The 19622-nt window shown below is 49.0% G+C and carries 19 protein-coding genes, 1 riboswitch and 1 other annotated feature; of the genes, 18 read left to right on the top strand and 1 reads right to left on the bottom strand.

The genetic code is table 11. From position 1 onward, the window contains the following. The first annotated feature begins 40 nt into the window (after positions 1 to 40). The 18 genes from D328_RS0117305 to D328_RS0117220 all read left to right on the top strand — a co-directional run bounded on the left by D328_RS0117305 (position 41) and on the right by D328_RS0117220 (position 17365). A complete protein-coding gene (locus D328_RS0117305; protein ID WP_018886291.1) occupies positions 41 to 1678 on the top strand; it encodes a spore germination protein in 1638 nt (545 codons plus the stop codon). A 118-nt stretch (positions 1679 to 1796) separates the two neighbouring features. Further along, a complete protein-coding gene (gene lysA / locus D328_RS0117300) occupies positions 1797 to 3119 on the top strand; it encodes a diaminopimelate decarboxylase (protein WP_018886290.1) in 1323 nt (440 codons plus the stop codon). A 175-nt stretch (positions 3120 to 3294) separates the two neighbouring features. Beyond that, positions 3295 to 3726, top strand: coding sequence for a peptidylprolyl isomerase (locus tag D328_RS0117295; protein WP_018886289.1), 432 nt, complete (start codon positions 3295 to 3297; stop codon positions 3724 to 3726). Between the two features lie 238 nt (positions 3727 to 3964). Further along, positions 3965 to 4429, top strand: a complete 465-nt coding sequence (locus D328_RS0117290; protein ID WP_018886288.1) for a V4R domain-containing protein — start codon at positions 3965 to 3967, stop codon at positions 4427 to 4429. A gap of 224 nt (positions 4430 to 4653) precedes the next feature. Further along, entirely contained in the window at positions 4654 to 5103 is a 450-nt protein-coding gene (locus D328_RS0117285) for an IDEAL domain-containing protein (protein ID WP_018886287.1), read from the top strand. A gap of 228 nt (positions 5104 to 5331) precedes the next feature. Further along, a riboswitch (FMN riboswitch) is annotated at positions 5332 to 5499 on the top strand. Positions 5500 to 5843: 344 nt separating this feature from the next. Then, on the top strand, positions 5844 to 6506 hold the full coding sequence (gene ribE, locus D328_RS0117280; protein WP_018886286.1) for a riboflavin synthase: 663 nt from the start codon (positions 5844 to 5846) through the stop codon (positions 6504 to 6506). Positions 6507 to 6575: 69 nt separating this feature from the next. Next, positions 6576 to 7811 (top strand): bifunctional 3,4-dihydroxy-2-butanone-4-phosphate synthase/GTP cyclohydrolase II, encoded by a 1236-nt coding sequence (locus D328_RS0117275; protein WP_018886285.1) that lies wholly within the window; start codon positions 6576 to 6578, stop codon positions 7809 to 7811. A gap of 31 nt (positions 7812 to 7842) precedes the next feature. Further along, positions 7843 to 8310 carry a 6,7-dimethyl-8-ribityllumazine synthase gene (ribH, locus tag D328_RS0117270; protein ID WP_018886284.1) on the top strand — a complete coding sequence of 156 codons (468 nt, stop codon included), beginning with the start codon at positions 7843 to 7845 and terminating at the stop codon, positions 8308 to 8310. Between the two features lie 203 nt (positions 8311 to 8513). After that, the gene (locus D328_RS0117265; RefSeq protein WP_018886283.1) at positions 8514 to 9311 is read left to right on the top strand and encodes a segregation and condensation protein A; all 798 of its coding nucleotides are present in this window, start codon (positions 8514 to 8516) and stop codon (positions 9309 to 9311) included. After that, positions 9280 to 9891 (top strand): SMC-Scp complex subunit ScpB, encoded by a 612-nt coding sequence (scpB, locus tag D328_RS0117260; RefSeq protein ID WP_018886282.1) that lies wholly within the window; start codon positions 9280 to 9282, stop codon positions 9889 to 9891. Before D328_RS0117265 ends, scpB begins: the two co-directional genes overlap by 32 nt. A 226-nt stretch (positions 9892 to 10117) precedes the next feature. Beyond that, positions 10118 to 10840 (top strand): DUF2953 domain-containing protein, encoded by a 723-nt coding sequence (locus D328_RS0117255; RefSeq protein WP_018886281.1) that lies wholly within the window; start codon positions 10118 to 10120, stop codon positions 10838 to 10840. Positions 10841 to 11046: 206 nt separating this feature from the next. After that, positions 11047 to 11559 (top strand): GerW family sporulation protein, encoded by a 513-nt coding sequence (gene ytfJ, locus D328_RS0117250; RefSeq protein WP_018886280.1) that lies wholly within the window; start codon positions 11047 to 11049, stop codon positions 11557 to 11559. A gap of 202 nt (positions 11560 to 11761) precedes the next feature. Next, complete coding sequence (locus D328_RS0117245; protein ID WP_169445804.1) at positions 11762 to 12955, top strand: D-alanyl-D-alanine carboxypeptidase family protein; 1194 nt, start codon at positions 11762 to 11764, stop codon at positions 12953 to 12955. Positions 12956 to 12997: 42 nt separating this feature from the next. Further along, positions 12998 to 13624 (top strand): nucleoside recognition domain-containing protein, encoded by a 627-nt coding sequence (locus tag D328_RS0117240; RefSeq protein ID WP_018886278.1) that lies wholly within the window; start codon positions 12998 to 13000, stop codon positions 13622 to 13624. A gap of 7 nt (positions 13625 to 13631) precedes the next feature. Next, positions 13632 to 14162 (top strand): spore maturation protein, encoded by a 531-nt coding sequence (locus tag D328_RS0117235; RefSeq protein WP_018886277.1) that lies wholly within the window; start codon positions 13632 to 13634, stop codon positions 14160 to 14162. 54 nt (positions 14163 to 14216) lie between these two features. After that, complete coding sequence (locus D328_RS0117230; RefSeq protein ID WP_018886276.1) at positions 14217 to 14951, top strand: pseudouridine synthase; 735 nt, start codon at positions 14217 to 14219, stop codon at positions 14949 to 14951. A gap of 268 nt (positions 14952 to 15219) precedes the next feature. Next, positions 15220 to 15936 carry a response regulator transcription factor gene (locus D328_RS0117225; RefSeq protein WP_018886275.1) on the top strand — a complete coding sequence of 239 codons (717 nt, stop codon included), beginning with the start codon at positions 15220 to 15222 and terminating at the stop codon, positions 15934 to 15936. A gap of 1 nt (position 15937) precedes the next feature. After that, on the top strand, positions 15938 to 17365 hold the full coding sequence (locus D328_RS0117220) for a HAMP domain-containing sensor histidine kinase (RefSeq protein WP_018886274.1): 1428 nt from the start codon (positions 15938 to 15940) through the stop codon (positions 17363 to 17365). A gap of 234 nt (positions 17366 to 17599) precedes the next feature. Here the strand turns inward: D328_RS0117220 and serA are convergent, their stop codons facing one another. After that, entirely contained in the window at positions 17600 to 19192 is a 1593-nt protein-coding gene (serA, locus tag D328_RS0117215; protein ID WP_018886273.1) for a phosphoglycerate dehydrogenase, read from the bottom strand. Between the two features lie 176 nt (positions 19193 to 19368). Beyond that, positions 19369 to 19611 (bottom strand) — a binding site (T-box leader). Between the last annotated feature and the right edge of the window lie 11 nt (positions 19612 to 19622).

Below are 19622 nucleotides of genomic sequence, written 5' to 3'. Positions count from 1 at the left end.
TCAGGCATATGGATTGATTTTGGAAAGGAGCATGATCACGATGCGCAAAATGGAGCGAAGAGGACAGGAGGAGCATACCGACGAGCCTGTATTGGATGCTGCTTATGCCGAGCACAAGCGTCAGCATGAGAAAGAAGATGAACGCAAGAAAGAGGAGGAGACTTCGGCCAATGTCGAGGAGTCCGTCATCTACTGGCAGGGACAAGATGATATATCCAGAAGCCTCAAGGAGAACAAAGAGACGCTAACAAAGGTCCTTGGACTCGGAGAGACGTTTGATGTCGTATTTCGGGAGATGACATTTGGCGGGACACCGACTGGCATATTATTCATTAACGGGTTCGCCAAGGATAACATCCTGACCGAGATTCTGAAAAGACTAAGTTATCTGACGCCGGAGCAGGTATCCTCCCATGCGCTCCATTCCTATTTCGAATATTATATTCCTCACATCCAGGTCACCAAGGAGCACAAGTTGTCGTCAGTCATTAACAGTGTCATGACGGGGATGAGCGCGATCTTCGTGGAAGGCGGAATGGCTGCCATCGTGCTTGATACACGCAGCTATCCAGCCAGAGGGCCAGAGGAGCCGTCATTGGAGCGTGTCGTCCGCGGTGCGAGAGACGGCTTCACGGAGACGATGCTGACGAATGTAGCCTTGATCCGTAGACGTTTGCGTGATCCAGGTCTGAAGTTCGAGGTGATGCAGGTGGGGAGAAGGACGCGGACGGACGTGTGTATTGCGTATATCGACGATATTGTTGATAAAGTGATGGTCGATTCGATCCGCGAGAAGATCAAAAAGATTGATAATGATGGTATCCCACTTGCAGACAAGCAGCTGGAGGAGCTGATTATTAATAAAGGCTGGCATCCGTATCCGCTAGTGCGTTACTCGGAGAGACCAGATGCGGTAGCTTCGCATATTATGGAGGGGCGTGTAGTCATTCTGGTTGATACTTCTCCGAGTGCCATGATCATGCCCACTACATTTTTTGATCTATGTCAGCATGCGGAGGAGAACCGCCAGACACCATTCATGGGAAGCTATTTGCGTTGGGTGCGATTCGCGGGGATATTTGCCTCCTTGTTCCTGCTGCCATTGTGGATGCTGATGGTTATATACCCTGAGGTCCGCATGCCAGGTCTTGAATTTTTGGGACCCAACGAGAACAATACTCACATTCCGCTGATTGCTCAGTTTCTAATGATTGAGTTCGGGGTGGACCTGCTGCGTCTTGCTGCTGTACATACCCCGACACCGCTGGCGTCTGCGATGGGTCTGATTGCTGCCATTCTGGTCGGAGACATTGCGGTCAAGACGGGCATCTTCGTGAATGAAGTGGTACTGTATATGGCCGTGGCTGCGATCGGGATGTTCGCTACGCCAAGCTATGAGTTGGGTCTAGCCAACAGGCTGATTCGCCTCGTATTGCTGGTGCTGGTGGCGGTATTCAAGGTTAAAGGCTTCGTAGTAGGTGTTACCTTGATTCTGATCCTACTGATCACACACCGTTCGTATAATTCATCCTATATGTGGCCGTTCATTCCGTTCAATGCGAAGGCTATGGCGGAAATTATACTTCGTAGGCCGATGCTGACCTCCAGAGATCGTCCTTCCTTCAACAAGACACGGGATAGCTCGCGGATGCCGCCTCGTGAGCGTCGAAGAGAATAGGACGGCAAGTACAAACGATTTGCATAAAAATCCATACCCATTCATCGGATTTTTGCTATACTGGTGTAAATGTTTCGATGGAATGAGACAGGATTCCCAGAAAGTGAGGCTCCAGGGTATGTTTTTACATGGTACAAGTCAAATTAATGCACAGGGACATTTGGAGATCGGGGGCTGCGATACGGTTCAGTTGAAGGAACAATTCGGCACCCCATTATATATTATGGACGAGCAATTGATTCGTCAGCGTTGCCGGGAGTTCGTGAGTGCATTCCGCACTACAGGGCTGTCCTTTCAGGTAGCCTATGCGAGCAAGGCATTCTGTACGGTGGCCATGTGTGCACTGGTTGCCGAGGAAGGCATGTCGCTGGATGTCGTATCCGACGGGGAATTGTTCACTGCATTGCAGGCGGGCTTCCCTGTAGAGCGGATTCACTTTCATGGCAACAACAAGACTCCCGAAGAGATTGAGATGGCGCTGGAAGCCGGAATCGGCTGCTTTGTCGTAGACAATGAGACTGAGCTGCATCTGCTGCAGGCGATTGCAAGCGAGAAGAACGTACAGGCGAATATTTTGCTCCGTGTAACTCCGGGAGTCGAGGCTCATACCCATGAATACATCTCTACGGGACAGACGGATTCCAAGTTCGGATTCGACATCGGTAACGGGGCGGCTTACGAGGCGGTTAAGCTTGCCTTGCAAAAAAGCCAGCTGCGCCTGCTAGGTGTACATTCACACATCGGCTCGCAAATTTTCGAGGTAGACGGATTTATGGTTGCGGCAGAGCGGGTGGCTCATTTTACTCGTGAGGTGTACGAACAGCTGCATGCGGAGTTCAGGGTCATTAACCTGGGCGGAGGCTTCGGTATTCGTTATACAGAAGAGGATACGCCGCTCGCTGTTGCCAAATATGTGGAGGCCATTAGCCAAGCGGTCCACACTCATTTTACCGGGATTGGCAAGAAGTTGCCTGAGATCTGGATTGAGCCAGGTCGCAGTATTGTAGGGGATGCGGGTACCACCCTGTACACGATAGGGAGTGTCAAGGATATTCCGGACATCAGAAAATACGTGTCAGTAGACGGCGGGATGACCGATAATCCAAGACCTGCGCTTTATCAGGCTAAGTATGAGGCTATGCTGGCCAACCGGGCCAATGATTCGGATGAAGAGACGGTGTCCATTGCCGGGAAATGCTGCGAGAGTGGTGACATGTTAATCTGGGATATGGAGTTGCCACAGGTACAATCTGGAGACCTGCTGGCTGTAGCGGCTACAGGAGCCTATAACTATTCGATGGCGAGCAATTACAACCGACTGCGCCGTCCGGCCGTTGTGTTCGTGAAGGATGGTCACGCAGAGCTGGTCGTACGCCGTGAGACCTTTGAGGATATTGTGCGTAATGATCTGGTGCCGAAGAAGGCGCTATCCCAATGCTAGAGACTAACTGTGAGCAAAGATGATCACCTCGACAGACTGGATGTGACGGATTCGACATACTCGATGATGCATAGATCGTAAAAAAGATGTGAAAATTTTGCTAACTGTGCGGTTTCATAGTACACTAGTACTTGGACTTTATTGACGCTGAAGAGCGAAAGGAGAACGAACATAGATGGCAAAACAAGCAAAAATCAAGCTGGAGAACGGCGGCGAAGTGCTGATCGATCTTTTTGACAATGAAGCACCGAATACGGTAGCTAACTTTGAGAAGCTGGCAAATTCCGGGTTCTACAACGGATTGGTATTCCACCGTGTCATTCCTGGCTTTGTAGCACAAGGCGGTTGCCCGAACGGTTCAGGAACAGGCGGCCCTGGTTACACCATTAACTGTGAAATCAACCCGAACAAACATGAGCGCGGCACACTGGCAATGGCTCATGCTGGACGCAACACAGGTGGCAGCCAGTTCTACATCTGTTACCAGCCACAGCCTCACCTGGATGGTCAACATACCGTATTTGGTAAAGTGACAAAAGGTATGGAATTGGTTGATGCTTTCCAAGGCCGTGATCGCATGGAGACAGTTGAGGTTGTAGAGGTTTAATTTGAATACATGTGCGTTAGGCATATAGGAGAGTACAGGTCAGAATGGTTCTGATCTGTACTTTTTTTGTTGCCTTGTATTATCCAAATTCTCGTGATTTCAATCACAAGTGACTCTATCACCCAGGCCTATAATGTGCATATATTTAAAATTTAGTGTTTCTGAGAAATGAAAAATCAGCTGTACATGTGTGCATTACTTGCGGTGTACATAATTCAAACTAGGTGGTGGGAGCGTTATGAGTAAAGCCAATACAGTACAAGAATATACATTTGCCGACCTGAAGAAAATCTCGCGAACCCGAATGGGCGATTCACTTCCAATTGAGCTGTATCGGGCGATCCGCCTGATTGGCATGTATCAAGGACTTCCTATGAAGGGCAAGGGTACAACGGTGACAGTGGGTCGAAAAATAGGCGAAAGCCTCCCTGTCCAATCGGTGACAGAATTGCTGGATTTATTTCGCGAGCTGAAGATCGGAGACCCTCAGATTGTCGTAAAGGAAGAACATCGTATGGTAGTCGCAGTGAAGGATTGCTTTTGCTCAGGCTTGCCCGAGATGGAAGAGAGCATGGTGTGTGACCTGGAAGGGGCGATCATGGAGGGTGCCTTGACTCAAATTCTGAAACGGAGAGTTCATGTTCGCGAAATTAAATGCAATGTTAACGGCGATGAGCACTGTGAATATGAGGTTCGTTACTAAATGACAATAAGAGATTTGACTTATGTGAGTCCATCTCAAACCAGAAGACCTTGGTCCTGATAATGACAGGAGTAAGGTCTTTTTTATGCGGTAAAATGAACATATTTTTCACGTGCACAATTAAACAATGGTGATGTAAATTCCGATATAGCGGTAAGGGCTACTTTAAGTATAGCGATGATTCACTTGAAATGGGACAAACTGGAATTACGAGAGGTGCATTAATGCTGACGCTAAACAAGGCTGAGATTATTGATATTACAAGAAAGCAACTGGCGAAGGTCATGCGGCTATTTCCTATAGAGTTGAAATTTACAAACGATTTTGGACGAGAACGTCCGACAGCTGCACAGAAATTCAGTCTGACGAACCAGCATTATTCGGCCAAGGTAATGGACTGTGTACTGGAACATGAGGTTCGGCCTATTTTGATGTGTGAAATTATCTATTTTCTGAAATGTGAGTACATGGATGGGACCGTAGATTTGCGGCTTGATTATGATTTGCGTGAGGGGATGGAGCAGGCTCCTTCGGCAACAGCTGTCATTACCTTTGATGATACTGCTGAGCTGGACATACAGGATCTTGAAATTCTGATTGACCTGGCTTTGCAGATGAATGATAAGCATTGGTTCAAAGAGCTAATGTACAAATATACGGAAATGCAGCGTTAAAGGACTGCCTGCATGGCGAAAGGTTACTTGTGATCAACGAGTAGCCTTTTTGCAGTGGAATGTGTAAAAAGCTAACAAGCACGCGGTGGTGTAGGAACACATTTATAAGACTGGCTTGCATTTTTTTCAGTCTAGTGTTAGTTTAGATATAATTTCTTGAACAATTCATTTTGTTCTGAGATGGCAGTTCAACAGAATTGCCGTAAGTCGCTTGTACAACTACATGTAAGTTTCCTTCGGGGTTGGGTGAAATTCCCTACCGGCGGTGATGGCTCTTATGCTTACGAAGCGTGAGTAGCCTTAGTCCGTGACCCGGATGCTGTCTGTAAGACAGCAGAAGGTGGACCTGGTGCAATTCCGGGACCGACAGTATAGTCTGGATGGGAGAAGGAGATCGGACACAGAATAGCTCTTTGTACATCTGCTGTATGAGACAGTGCGTGTACGCAGGCATGTTACTTACATACCTATAGAAGCTACGATGTGCTTCATTTCACAATGTAGTCTACTCATTTTCGAATGAGCAAGGCTTATTTAGGCAACGCTATTCCTGCTGGGATGGTCTGTTGACCTATGGATAATGTGAATGATTGAAAATGATCTGATATCTCTCAAACCCCTGGCGGAGCATCCGTTAGGGGTTTTCTGTGTTTTACGGTTGTGTTTTACGGTTGTGTTTTACGGTTCATTTGTACAAAGTCCCGTGCACTCGGTACGGTGGCTGGAAAGGAGGGAGAGGCATGTTTACTGGCTTGGTGGAGGAGGTCGGCACGGTGACTCGGATCACCCGTAACGGAGAAGCCATGGTGCTGCACATCCAGGCTGCTGTCATTATGGATGATCTTAAGCTGGGTGACAGTGTGGCGGTGAATGGTGTATGTCTGACCGTCACACAGATTGCAGGCAGCAGCTTCGGGGCGGATGTCATGCCGCAGACGTTCCGCCATACAGGTCTGCGCTTGTTGGAGTCTGGCAGCCGTGTGAACCTGGAGCGGGCCATGCTGGCCAATGGACGCTTTGGCGGACATATTGTGCAAGGGCATGTAGATGCAACAGGGAAGATTATCCGGGTGTATAAGGATCAGAATGCGGTGGTCTTCGAGCTCATGCCTGAGGATACAGCATTATTCAAATACTTGATTCCCAAGGGCTCTGTGACCATTGACGGGATTAGCTTGACGGTGGCCTACACGCAGCAGGATCTATTCGCTGTGTCGATCATCCCGCATACACTGGCAGCTACAGCGCTCCAGGGCAAGCACAATGGTGACGTTGTGAATCTGGAGTGCGACATTCTGGGGAAATATGTAGAGCATCTGCTACATGCCAGATATGAGAGCGGACCGAAGAAGGAAAGCAGCCGCATCGACATGGAGTACCTGTCCAAGCATGGCTTTTGTTAAAAAGGGTCGGCCAGAGCAGGAAAGTCAGGAGACTGACAACAGATAGAGTAATCTGAAGGAGGGATTATTGTGGATGACACCATTCAATTGGATCGCATTGAGGATGCGATCGCTGATCTGCGCCAAGGCAAAATTGTCATTGTCGTGGATGACGAGGATCGTGAAAATGAGGGGGATTTCATAGTTCTGGCTGATAAGGTAACGCCCGAAGCCATTAATTTCATGATTACAGAAGGTCGCGGTCTCGTCTGCGTAGCTATTTCACAGCAGCGTGCGAATCAACTTCAGTTGAAGCCGATGGTAGCTCAGAATACGGATTTTCATGGGACGGCCTTTACCGTTTCGGTGGATCACAAGCTTACTACGACTGGCATCTCCGCTGTCGAGCGGGCGATGACGGTAAGAGCGTTGGTTGATGATACTACAGGGGCGGAGGATTTCCGGAAGCCTGGGCACATGTTCCCGTTGATTGCCAAGGATGGCGGCGTATTAAGACGAGCCGGACATACGGAGGCTGCTGTTGATCTGGCGCGGCTTAGCGGCGGAGCAGAGGCAGGGGTCATTTGCGAGGTCATCAAGGAAGATGGCACGATGGCAAGACTACCGGATCTGGCTGAGCTGGCTACGAAGCATGGATTGAAGCTAATTACCATCAAGGACCTTATCAGCTACAGAATCAGCAGAGAGCAGTTGGTTCAGCGGGAGGTATCTGTGAAGATGCCAACCGAGTTCGGTGAATTTCATGCGGTAGCCTATACGAATGAGCTTGATTCCAAGGAGCATCTGGCACTGGTTAAAGGGACAATTGATCCAAGCAAGCCTGTGCTGGTGCGAGTGCACTCTGAATGCCTGACAGGAGATGTCTTCCATTCCTTAAGATGTGATTGCGGGCCGCAGTTCGCTGCCGCTCTACAACAGATTCAAGCGGAGGGTGCAGGTGTGCTGCTGTATATGCGTCAGGAGGGCCGTGGTATTGGCTTGATTAATAAGCTAAAAGCCTATAAACTTCAGGAAGAAGGACTGGATACAGTTGACGCCAATCTGAAGCTGGGCTTCTCGGCTGATCTGCGCGATTATGGCATCGGTGCACAGATGCTTCGGGATTTGGGGGTGCGGCAGATTCGTCTCATGACGAACAATCCCCGCAAGATAAAAGGACTGGAAGGCTATGGCTTGCAAGTCGTAGAGCGTGTTCCAATCCAAATTCCGGAGAATGAGAACAATACGGGCTATCTTCATACCAAGCAGGCCAAGCTTGGGCACCTGTTGACTTTTGACGCATTAGAGCAGAACGAGCAGATCTAAAATTAATATGAAAAAGAGAGGCTGATGAAGCGTGGCACATTATTTTGAAGGTCATCTTGTATCTAAAGGCTTAAAATATGGTATTGTAGTAGGAAGGTTCAACGAATTCATTACGAGTAAGCTCCTGAGTGGGGCACTTGATGCGCTTAACCGTCACGGTGTGATGGATGAAGAGGTTGACGTTGCGTGGGTGCCAGGTGCATTCGAGATTCCATTGATTGCGCAGAAGATGGCTGAGAGTGGAAAGTATGATGCAGTCATCACCTTGGGAACGGTCATTCGCGGTTCTACAACACATTATGATTATGTATGTAATGAAGTGGCTAAGGGCGTATCTGCCATCAACCTGAAGACAGGTGTGCCTGTTATCTTCGGTTTGGTCACTACAGAGAATATAGAGCAGGCTGTTGAACGTGCAGGAACCAAGGCTGGTAATAAAGGCTGGGATTCGGCTGTCGCAGCCATTGAAATGGCAAATTTGAGCAAGCAGCTTCAATAGAAGCTTACTGGCTTGCTAAGGCTGCATGGGATAGCTTGCCGGACATTGTGCTGTCTACTGAATAAGCTCCTGCAATCAGGGGACTTGTCAGCAATCGGGGCAACTCACGGCAAGCGTCCTTATGGGCTTGTTGCGAATCCAAAAGCGACATTACAGTAAATTAGGACAGGCCGGAAGTAGTAATTTGGCGGGAGGAAGCACTTTTGACAGTGGTAACATATAAACTAGAGACGTTCGAGGGTCCGCTCGATCTGCTGCTGCATTTAATTGATAAAGCCGAGATTGATATACAGGACATACCCATCAGTGAAATAACCGACCAGTATATGGCTTATCTGAACAGCATGCAGGAGCTGGAGCTCGAAATCACGAGCGAATTTCTGGTAATGGCGGCCACGCTCTTGTCCATCAAGAGCAAGCTGCTTCTTCCGAAGCCTCCGGTTCTAGATTTCGAAGAGGATTACTTCATGTATGAAGAGGACGATGAAGATCCGCGTGCGGAGCTGATACGGAGACTGATCGAGTATCGCAAGTATAAAGGAATCGCACAGCATCTGAATGAACGCGAATGGGAGCGTAGCCTCATGTTCAGTAAGGAGCCGGAGGATCTCAGCTCATACATGCCTTCTGTTCCGGCTAACCCTGTGCAAGGTCTGCATGTCTCAGACCTGATCGCAGCTTTTCAACGGGCTCTACGTAAGTCTGAACGGCGTTCTGTCGTCACACGTATTCATCGCGACGAGATTTCTGTGAAGGACCGTATTCGGCAGGTGATGGGAGTGCTGCAAGGAGCTGGACGGGGAGGAAAGGTGCTCTTCTCCAAGCTGATGCATGAGGATATGCAGCGCCATGAGATCGTCGTGACCTTTCTGGCGATTCTGGAGCTGATGAAAATGAAGCAAATTGTGTGTTTCCAAGAAAATGTGTTTGAGGATATTGTTATGGAGTGGAGAGGGGAATTACTGGGCGATGGAATACCCGAAGCTGAAATCGATTATTGAGGGACTGCTTTTTCTGGCAGGGGAAGAAGGGCTTGCCGTGAAGCAGATCGCCGAGATTGTGGAGCAGCGTCCAGAGCTGGTCAAGGATTGTCTGGAGGATATGAGGAACGATATGCAGCAGTCCGGCAGGGGGATTCAATTGATTACACTTGCTGGAAGATATCAGTTGGCGACTTTGCCTGAGCACGCGCCATTCTTTGAGAAGCTAGCGTATTCTCCCGCTCGTGTGTCACTATCACAGGCTGCGCTGGAGACACTAGCGATTGTGGCCTATCGGCAGCCGATTACACGTGTAGAAATTGAAGAAATTCGTGGAGTCAAGTCAGAACGAGCCATACATACGTTGGTGAACAAAGAGCTTATAGAAGAGACTGGACGAGCTGATGCGATCGGAAGACCTATTCTCTATGGAACCACCAAAGCCTTCATGGAATACTTTGGACTGGCAAGCCTCTCGGATCTTCCGCAGCCAGAGTTGTTCGAGGATACAGATCAGTTGGAGGAAGAGACGCAGCTGCTATTCGAGAAGCTGGGAGATCAATTGACCTTCGAAGAGGTCGAGCCGGATACAGAAGTATAACCATCAATATATGCGTTAATAACGCAACTAGGTTTACAAGTCAGGTGTGATTGAAATCGGGCTAGCATAAGAAAAAGGAATAATGCTGCTAAGATCAGGGCTCTCAAGCTGAACAAGCTGGGATGCCCTGTTTTTGCGTCTGAATCTTTTCCTTTCATTGGGTTCATACTACCCTTATACAACCTTGCCTGAGGTAAGAACTGGACGGGATAGGAGGGAGTCATTCGTGTGGTTCTGGTGGTGGATCATCGGTGCAGCGGTAGTGTTGCTAGGTTTGCTGATAGCAGTGCTGTGTTCCCGCATACATATTGATGTAGAATTCGTCAAGCATGATCAGGATGATCGGCTGCATATTAAAATTAGAGCACTGTATGGTGTAATCCGATTCCGTTATGATGTCCCTTCTGTACTAATGCTGGGCGTCAAGAAGGGTTTACTGTTCCGAGTTGACCGCAACGGCAATCTACACATGCATGAATCTACGATCAGCAAGAAATCCATCGATAAAGATGAGATTAAGCAATGGTATGACCAATATAAAAAATTGCTTATAGGTACACAATCGCTGAGACGCTGGGCCATGTCCATGATAGCCCATTTTCACGTGAATAAGCTGGACTGGTCCACTAATATCGGGCTGGCGGATTGCGCGCATACAGCTACCTCGACAGGCGTGCTCTGGGCGATCAAATCCGCGTTGGTCGGCTGGCTGAGTACGTTATTGCAATTTCACCACGCTCCGTCCCTCTTTGTTGTACCTCTATGGAAGGGGGGCTATCGACTGAGTATGAGATTTCATATGCAATTGCATGTGTCTAGTGGCTCTCTGCTGAAAGCGATGCTCCTGCTGCTGTGGCGAATATCCCGTACACCGGGAGGGCTCAGAATATGGAGAAAAGTGATGTCTGCGGGGAAAGAAAGAAGAAAGCGGCCTGAGCCGACAATATGAAGGTCGAATCAGACCCAAGTTTTCATGTCCAAGGATTATGTAGCCAATGGCACGTAAGCATCCAACAATCATTCCCATGCTGATACGAAGAAATGATATATATTTCTCTTGTGGAAACTTACCTATATGGATATTCAGCGTTCCTCTGAAGCATAATACGAGCAAGTACATCGTATTAAGGATTGTATATTGAGGAGGAATATTGAATGTCAGAGCATCCTATTCAAGGTCTAATGCAGACTGCAATGGAAAATATCAAGGGTATGGTTGATGTTAACACGATCGTCGGGGAGCCAGTTGAGACGAAAGACGGTACCGTCATTTTACCGATTAGTAAAGTGGGCTTCGGTTTTGCGGCGGGTGGTAGTGATTTTAATGTAAATGGCGAGGATGAGGAGTATGGCTCGCATTCTCATTCACATCATGAATCCGGAAGCGGGCTCAAACAAGGTCATCCGTTCGGCGGAGGTAGCGGCGGTGGCGTCTCGATCCACCCGATCGCCTTTTTGGTCGTAGGTCACCATGGTGCGCAGATTGTGCCGTTGGATAACCAGACGCATCTGTTCGAAAAAATTATTGATGCAACGCCTATCCTGGTGGATAAAATTCAATCCATGTTCCGAAATAACGGATATGCCGCAGGCGATCAGTCTGAGTTGATTCCTCAGGTTCCCGTAACGGACACTACAACCCATCATCAAGGACCAACCTATCTGTAATGCATTCGTATACAATCCTTTTCGCTCATAACATGTGCCCTGTGGCCGATGTGAGCGGAGAGGATTTTTTTTAGATAAAGAATTTATAAGTTTTCAGCTGCAAAACTCATAACATACTCGATACAACTTGTACATAAGATGGTACAAGATATGGCTTGAGGGAAGGAGTTCCCGAATGACAGGAAAGATGAGGAGTGCCCCGATGATAAAGAAGAAATGGATTCATACCATTGTAGTGCTGTGCAGTCTGATGCTGGTCATGTCATCGGTTCAGCCTGCATGGGCTGAAGAGGGTCGCCCGGCAAATGATAACCCGCCAGCGTTGTCAACGCATGCTCAAGCTGCTGCTCTGATCGATGTGACCTCCGGTCGGATCATTTATGCCAAAGAAGGCGACAAGGAACTACGGATTGCCAGCCTTACGAAGATTATGACAGCGATCGTAGCCATTGAGCAGGGGAATCTGCAGGATGACGTGACGGTCAGCTCCCGGGCTTTTGCCAAAGAAGGCTCCTCTCTATTCCTGCGTCTGGGAGAGAAGATGACACTGGAGCATATGCTATATGGGCTAATGCTTCGCTCCGGAAATGATGCCGCGACAGCGATTGCAGAGCATGTGGGTGGATCGGAAGAGGGCTTCGTATTTATGATGAATGAAAAGGCTGCGGAGCTGGGACTTCATCACACACAATTCCAGAATCCACATGGTCTTGATGCAGAAGGACACTATTCTACCGCCAATGATTTGGCCAAGCTGACCGCCTACGCACTGCATAATCCTACCTTCCGTAAAATCGTAGGCACACGTGACAAGAAAGCGCCTAACCCCAATGATCCCTGGGATTATACTTGGCTGAACAAGAATAAAATGCTTCGATTGTATGAGGGTGCAGATGGGGTGAAGACGGGATATACGAAAAAGGCATTTCGTTGCCTGGTTAGCTCAGCTACGCGGGATGGCAGGCAGCTTGCAGCGGTGACCCTCAACGATGGGGACGATTGGAATGATCACGCCAACATGCTGGATTACGGCTTCAAGTATTATCCACTACAGGAGATTACCCGCAAGAATACACCACTTCAAGGCTATACCTTCGTGACAGGTGCATCCTTCACTTATCCGCTAGCTGATGGCGAGGAAGAGAGGCTGGTAACCAAGCTAGTGCTGAATAAGCCAGCCGCAGATTCGCAGAGAACAGCTGACTTTGGACTGCGTGGTCGAGTCGAGCTTGTACTGGATGGTCACGTGATCGGGCAGGTGCCTATATATGAGCAGGGTAGCTTTATTCCGGACACGAAGAGCAATGCCACGGTTAATTCCTTCATATCAAACACTCGCAATCTGACCTGGCTAGATACATGGCGGGATGTTATAAGAAACATATTCAGAAACTGAGTTGTTACCAAGGGAGGCATTAAGTAAAAGGGGGGTGCAGACATGATCAATCTGATCTGGCTGGCATTGATCCTGATTGGAATTGGCTTCGCAGCAGTACAGGGGAACATAGAGGCCGTAACGAAGGCTGCTTTTGACGGTGCCGCTTCAGCGGTTACAGTATGCTTTGGATTAATAAGTGTCATGGTATTCTGGCTGGGAATGATGAGGATGGCAGAGGATGCGGGTTTGATGAGCAAGCTGTCCAGGCTGTTGGCTCCTGTCGTTCGCTTTCTGTTCCCTGACGTTCCCAAGAATCATCCAGCCATGGGCTACATTCTATCGAATATGAGTGCCAATCTCCTGGGCTTGGGAAATGCAGCCACGCCCATGGGGATCAAGGCCATGCAAGAGCTGCAGGAACTGAATCCAGACAAGCAGACGGCTTCTCCAGCCATGTGTACGTTATTGGCCTTGAACACAGCAAGCATTACACTTATCCCGACCACGATGATTGCTATACGTCTTAATTATCAATCTGCCAATCCTGCAGAGATCGTCGGAACGACGCTCGTTGCTACGGCGGTCGCTACGGTAGCTGCAATTGCGGCGGACCGCTGGTACCGCAAGCGCATGACCCGGCGTCCGCCACCAGGACGCACTGCTGCCCATAGAGCTACGAAAGGATGATACCGTCATGCTGCAGGTGATCACCCTCATATCCACCTGGGCCATCCCATGTATTCTGGCCTTTATTCCTCTATATGCCTATGTCAGAAAAGTCCCGGTATACGAGTCCTTTGTTGAAGGCGCCAAGGATGGCTTTTCTACGGCAATCGGCATTATCCCCCATCTTGTAGGCATGATGGTAGCGATCAGCATCTTCAGGGCATCGGGTGCTCTTGATTATATGCTGAGCTGGTTCGCTCCGCTTTTTCGACTATGGGACGTCCCGCCGGAGGTGCTACCGCTGGGCTTGCTCCGTCCATTGACAGGAACAGGCTCGCTTGCCTTTACAACAGACCTGATACGCACCTATGGACCTGACTCCATGATTGGTCGCATCGCTGCGACAATTCAGGGAAGCACGGACACGACACTGTATGTACTAACGGTATATTTTGGAGCCGTAGGCATCCGCAATGGGCGATATGCCCTGAAGGTAGGCCTCTTCTCGGACGTGGTTGGCTTCATCGCAGCTATAGTTATTTGTTTGTTGGTTTTTTAGCTTGTGATTTCCCGCTTTGCTGGGTATCATTAGCATGAGGTGAAAATAACGATAATGGAACGTTTACAGAAAATTCTGGCACAGGCAGGGGTTGCCTCCAGACGCAAATGTGAGGAACTGATTCTGGCCGGACAAGTTGAGGTCAACGGGGTTGTTGTCCAGGAGCTGGGCACCAAGGCTGATCCCGATCAGGATATGATTACGGTAAGTGGCAAGCCAATTAAGCAAGAGAAGAAGATTTATTTAATGATGAATAAGCCTAAGGGTGTAATTACAAGTGCTTCGGACCCTGAAGGTCGCAAGATCGTCTCTGATTATCTGAAGGGCGTCAAGGAACGTGTGTATCCAGTTGGGAGACTGGACTATGATACCGAAGGGCTGTTACTGCTAACTAACGATGGCGAGTTCGCCAATCTGCTGACACACCCACGTCATCACGTACCCAAGACCTATCTGGCTACCGTTAAAGGGGTACCGCATGGTACCGAGCTGGACAAGCTCCGTGCAGGCATTGTACTGGAGGACGGTATCACAGCTCCTGCTGAGGTGGAATATCGAGACGTTGACCCTGACGGGAAAGAAGCAGTCATCGTGATTACGATCTACGAAGGACGGAACCGTCAGGTTCGCCGTATGTTCGAAGCGATCGGTCACCCGGTGCTGCGTCTCAAGCGTATTGCTTTTGGAGATTTGCTATTGCAAAACCTGAAGCGTGGCCTGACCCGGCCACTCACGAAGGATGAGATTAACCGTCTGATTCAGCTTGCCAAATCCAAAAAAGTGAAATAGAAATAAGCAGTAAGGAAGCCAAAATGCGGGCAGCTTCGGTTGCTTGCGATCATTCCAAGCAGAGGTGAGTTGCTTCCCCTCTGTTTTTTTTGTGGGTCGGGATTTGACCAAAGCCGGGAAAATAGTAAAATAGAGAAAGTGGCTTGATTACCAAAATATAAAACATTTCGTGAAATTCATGATGGCGCTTACGGATTTTGCTTTCAGGACAAGGTAATGGGGGCCAAGCGCGTAAGGGCTGCAAAGCGCATAAAGGGGTTGTTTCTAGATGTCGGATCAAGGTAACCGCATCCTGATCGTGGATGATGAGGAGCGTATCAGAAGGCTGCTGAAGATGTATTTGGAGAAGGAAGGATACATCATTGAGGAAGCCGAGGATGGGGAGACGGCTTTACGCAAAGCCACTTCGAATGATTACAGCATTATTCTATTGGATCTTATGCTGCCTGGCATGGATGGCATTGAGGTATGTACGCGTCTGCGGCAGGTCAAAGCTACGCCTGTGCTGATGCTTACAGCCAAGGGTGAGGAGATGAACAGGGTACAGGGCTTTGAAGTGGGAGCGGACGATTATGTCGTGAAGCCGTTCAGTCCACGTGAAGTTATATTCAGGGTAAAGGCAATATTACGTCGTTCCTCCGAGACGGCATTCTTAACCAAGGAAGCGACCCCGAGCAACAGCATCGTATTCCCGAACCTGGTCATTGAGAACGATGCCCATCGGGTCACGGCAGGAGGAATTGAGATTAGCTTGACGCCGAAGGAGTATGAACTTCTGCACTACCTGGCGATCTCTCCGGACAAGGTCTTCTCGCGCGAGGAGCTGTTAAAGGATGTGTGGAATTATGAATTCTTCGGTGACTTACGTACAGTAGATACCCATGTGAAGCGTTTGCGGGAGAAGCTGAATAAGGTATCACCGGAAGCGGCTAGCATGATTACAACCGTATGGGGAGTCGGTTACAAATTGGAGGTTCCCAAGTAACGTGAATTTCTGGCGATCCCTCGTAGGGAAACTATGGCTGACGATTATTTTCTTGGTTGGGTGTGTGCTCATCTTTCTTGGTTTGTTTTTAATGCCATATATTGATACTAACTTCGCTGTGAATGAATCGGCCGAGATCAAGCGACTGTTCACTTACACCTGTATCGTCGGCTTTTTGCTTACGACATTTTTTGCTCTGTTCCTGTTCACGAAGATTACGCAGCCGATGCAGCAGCTCATTCAGGCGACGAATTCGATTCGAGAGGGCAATTACGAGACAAGACTTTCTTTAGAGAATAGCGATGAGATCGGAGTGCTCTCCCATACGTTCAATCATATGGCCGAGGAGCTGGAATCCACGATTCGCAGCCTGAATCAAGAGAAGAATCAGCTCTCCAGCATTCTGCGCAGCATGACGGATGCGGTGCTAACCTTTGATCGTGAGGGACAGATTGTCCTGACGAACCCGCCAGGGCAGGATTTGCTAGATGGCTGGCGTGAGCTGCATTGGGAGCAGCAGGAGACGGAGGAGGAGAGTGAGAGCTTCTCAGCCTTGCCTGAACCGCTTCGTCCATTATTCCATAGTGTGCTGAAGCATGGGGAGGACGCGTCTGCTAATGTTCACGTGAAGCAAAATGTATGGTCTGTGCAAATGGCGCCGTTGTACACAGATAACAGCATCCGAGGTGTCGTCGCTGTACTGCGTGATGTGAGCGAGGAGGCCAGACTGGAGAAGATGCGTGCGGATTTCGTGGCGAATGTATCACATGAGATTCGAACGCCGCTGTCAATGATGCAGGGGTACAGTGAGGCCTTGCTTGATGGCATGGCTTCCTCCCCGGAGGAGAGCGAGGAGCTTGTACAGGTCATTCATGATGAATCGCTGCGAATGGGCAGATTGGTAAAGGATTTGCTGGACCTGACTCGCATGGATGCTGGGCATATGGACCTGCATCTGGAGCAAGTGGACGTGCATGAGCTTATTCAGCGGGTGCAGCGCAAGTTTCTGGTGCGAGCCAAGGAGAGGGAGGTAGAACTCGTCTATGAAGCAGCAGATCGCCCATTAGTGCTCTCTGCTGCTGACGAGGACCGCCTGGAGCAGGTGTTGACGAATCTGCTGGACAACGCCTTCCGGCATACACCGGCTGGAAGGGGAATCGTCATCCATGCGGATGAGACCGAGACAGATCGGCGCTCAGCTATAAGAATCCGAGTGAAGGACGAAGGAGTTGGCATTCCACCGGAGGATCTACCTTATATTTTTGATCGCTTCTATAAGGCAGACAAGGCAAGGGTAAGAGGAGAGGATGGAGGCACTGGCCTTGGCCTGGCGATTGTCAGGACCATCGTTGAAGCCCATCATGGTAAAATAACAGCCGAGAGTGGTATTGGTCAAGGCTCTGTGTTTACAATGATCCTTCCTACTTGAAGAATGGTGTAGGCAACAGAACGTTTTTTGTTGAAAGCTGAGAGATAATATTGTTCATCGTGGAACAAAAGCAAACAAGCATGAACAAGTTCTTAGAAGAGCCGCTAATGATATGCACAGAAAAAAGCCTGCCGAGCAAGGATTTATCCTCGTTTAGCAGGCTTTTCTTTTGCGTGGTTTTCTGTACAGCTTTATGATGCCATATACTGCTGTCTTTTCAGAAATGGTATGTTTCTATTCCAGCACGATTTCCTGAGCCATGTTCAGATCTTCGAGTGTGGTCAGCTGTACCAGTACGTCCTTCGGAACAGCCTTGTCAACCGTTAGAATCATGATAGCTTCTCCGCCGATTACTTTACGACCTACTTGCATGGCGGCGATGTTTACTTCATTTTGCCCCAGAAGGGTACCAACACGTCCGATAATCCCTGGTTTATCGTTATGGGAGATCAGAATTTGGTGCTTCTCTGGTGATACATCCACCGGGAACTGATCCAGACGGACGATTCGCTCTCCATAGCCGTTCAAGCGTGTTCCTGCGACCTTGTGCTCTTCACCGTTCTGGCTCTTAAGCGTTACGGTAATCAGGTTTGTGAAGCCTTTGGTCGTTGTGGATTTCGATACGACATAATTCACATCTCTGGATTTAGCCAGATGCATGGAATTCACGATATTAACATCATTGCCGAGGTGGCGGCGAAGTACGCCCTTAATAATATAGCGCGTCAGTGGCTGTGTATCACTCTCGGATAGCTCACCGGCATAATCCACTTGAATCTCGCTTACGGGCCCATTGATAATTTGAGCTGCCATACTACCAAGCTTCTCTCCAAGCGTGAAATAAGGCTGCAGCTTGTTCATGACACTAGGTGCAACTGGCGGCATGTTGACGGCGTTCTTGAACGGCTCATCGCGCAGGATGTGAAGCACCTGCTCCGATACGTCAATGGCTACATTTTCTTGAGCTTCCACCGTGGATGCTCCCAGGTGAGGCGTAACGATAATGTTTGGATGCCCCAGGAAAGGATGGTCCGGTGCCGGTGGCTCAGATTCGAAGACATCAAATGCAGCTCCAGCCACAATGCCTTCGTCAATAGCCTCTACAAGTGCCATTTCATCTACTACACCACCACGAGCACAGTTGATAATGCGCATGCCTTTTTTCATAACCTCAAATTGCGGACGGGAGATCATGTGGCGCGTCTCTGGCGTAAGTGGTGTATGGACTGTCATGAAGTCAGCATGCTTGACGATTTCATCCACACTTGCGAGCTTCACTCCAAGTTTTTCGGCACGCTCTTCTGTCAAGAATGGATCATAGCCGAGAATGTTCATGCCAAAGGCTTTGGCCCGTTTGGCGACTTCACTTCCGATTCGTCCCATGCCGAGTACACCCAGCGTTTTGTTGCGGAGCTCAACGCCGAGGAAGCTCTTGCGGTCCCAAGTTCCGTTGACTGTCTTGGCGTATGCTTGTGGGATATGACGGGCAAGAGCCATCATCATAGCGAACGCATGCTCACATGTTGTAATGGTATTGCCATCCGGTGCATTGATGACGATAATCCCGCGCTGCGTAGCGGCATCGAGATCAATGTTGTCTACGCCCACACCAGCGCGTCCAATGACCTTTAGATTGGTGCCTGCGGCCATGATGCGCTCCGTTACACGTGTCTGGCTTCTCACAAGCAGGGCATCGTAGTTGCCAATAATCGCAACCAGCTCATCCTCGCTGAGTCCTGTGTTTTTGTCGACGGTGACGTCACTTGCGTCCATGAGCTGTTGAATTCCTAGATCGCTGATGGGGTCGGAAACTAATACTTTGTACATGTGAATCCTCCTCTTAATTGATCCTACTTGTGAACTATGTCAGTCAACCACACTTCAGTAGCACCGCATTACCGTACCAAAGGAACATGGTAAAGCACGCCGCGCTGCGCTCCCAGGAGATACGCTGGTTCGGAGCTTGCACAAAAAAAGCCCCCGATCCGCATACTATCTCCATAGTAAGGGACGAGAGCTGTCGTGGTACCACCCTAATTCGCAATTATTTCACAATAACTGCCTCAACGGTCAAATGACCTGAAAGATAACGGATTTCAACCGATTGCGCCTACTGGATATACAAAATCCACATTCGGGGCAATAACTCAGGAGCGCTAAAGACCATACTGATTGCCGTCGGCTTTCACCAAATACCGACTCTCTGAGGGACAATGTCAGTGTCTTCTCTCCATCGATGTCTGTCATATACTCTTAA

Source organism: Paenibacillus massiliensis 2301065 = DSM 16942, from assembly GCF_000377505.1.
GTDB lineage: Bacteria > Bacillota > Bacilli > Paenibacillales > Paenibacillaceae > Paenibacillus > Paenibacillus massiliensis.
The sequence above is the reverse complement of the archived record's forward strand: the minus strand, read 5'-3'. Positions and strand labels throughout refer to the sequence as shown.

What these genes read in the sequence shown, in the direction of transcription:
- D328_RS0117295 (WP_018886289.1), top strand. Translation starts at nt 3,295, where the DNA reads ATGGCAAAACAAGCAAAAATCAAGCTGGAGAACGGCGGCGAAGTGCTG.
- lysA (WP_018886290.1), top strand. Translation starts at nt 1,797, where the DNA reads ATGTTTTTACATGGTACAAGTCAAATTAATGCACAGGGACATTTGGAG.
- D328_RS0117305 (WP_018886291.1), top strand. Translation starts at nt 41, where the DNA reads ATGCGCAAAATGGAGCGAAGAGGACAGGAGGAGCATACCGACGAGCCT.
- ribE (WP_018886286.1), top strand. Translation starts at nt 5,844, where the DNA reads ATGTTTACTGGCTTGGTGGAGGAGGTCGGCACGGTGACTCGGATCACC.
- D328_RS0117240 (WP_018886278.1), top strand. Translation starts at nt 12,998, where the DNA reads ATGATCAATCTGATCTGGCTGGCATTGATCCTGATTGGAATTGGCTTC.
- D328_RS0117290 (WP_018886288.1), top strand. Translation starts at nt 3,965, where the DNA reads ATGAGTAAAGCCAATACAGTACAAGAATATACATTTGCCGACCTGAAG.
- ytfJ (WP_018886280.1), top strand. Translation starts at nt 11,047, where the DNA reads ATGTCAGAGCATCCTATTCAAGGTCTAATGCAGACTGCAATGGAAAAT.
- serA (WP_018886273.1), bottom strand. Translation starts at nt 19,192, where the DNA reads ATGTACAAAGTATTAGTTTCCGACCCCATCAGCGATCTAGGAATTCAA.
- D328_RS0117235 (WP_018886277.1), top strand. Translation starts at nt 13,632, where the DNA reads ATGCTGCAGGTGATCACCCTCATATCCACCTGGGCCATCCCATGTATT.
- D328_RS0117245 (WP_169445804.1), top strand. Translation starts at nt 11,762, where the DNA reads ATGATAAAGAAGAAATGGATTCATACCATTGTAGTGCTGTGCAGTCTG.
- D328_RS0117230 (WP_018886276.1), top strand. Translation starts at nt 14,217, where the DNA reads ATGGAACGTTTACAGAAAATTCTGGCACAGGCAGGGGTTGCCTCCAGA.
- scpB (WP_018886282.1), top strand. Translation starts at nt 9,280, where the DNA reads ATGGAATACCCGAAGCTGAAATCGATTATTGAGGGACTGCTTTTTCTG.
- D328_RS0117285 (WP_018886287.1), top strand. Translation starts at nt 4,654, where the DNA reads ATGCTGACGCTAAACAAGGCTGAGATTATTGATATTACAAGAAAGCAA.
- D328_RS0117225 (WP_018886275.1), top strand. Translation starts at nt 15,220, where the DNA reads ATGTCGGATCAAGGTAACCGCATCCTGATCGTGGATGATGAGGAGCGT.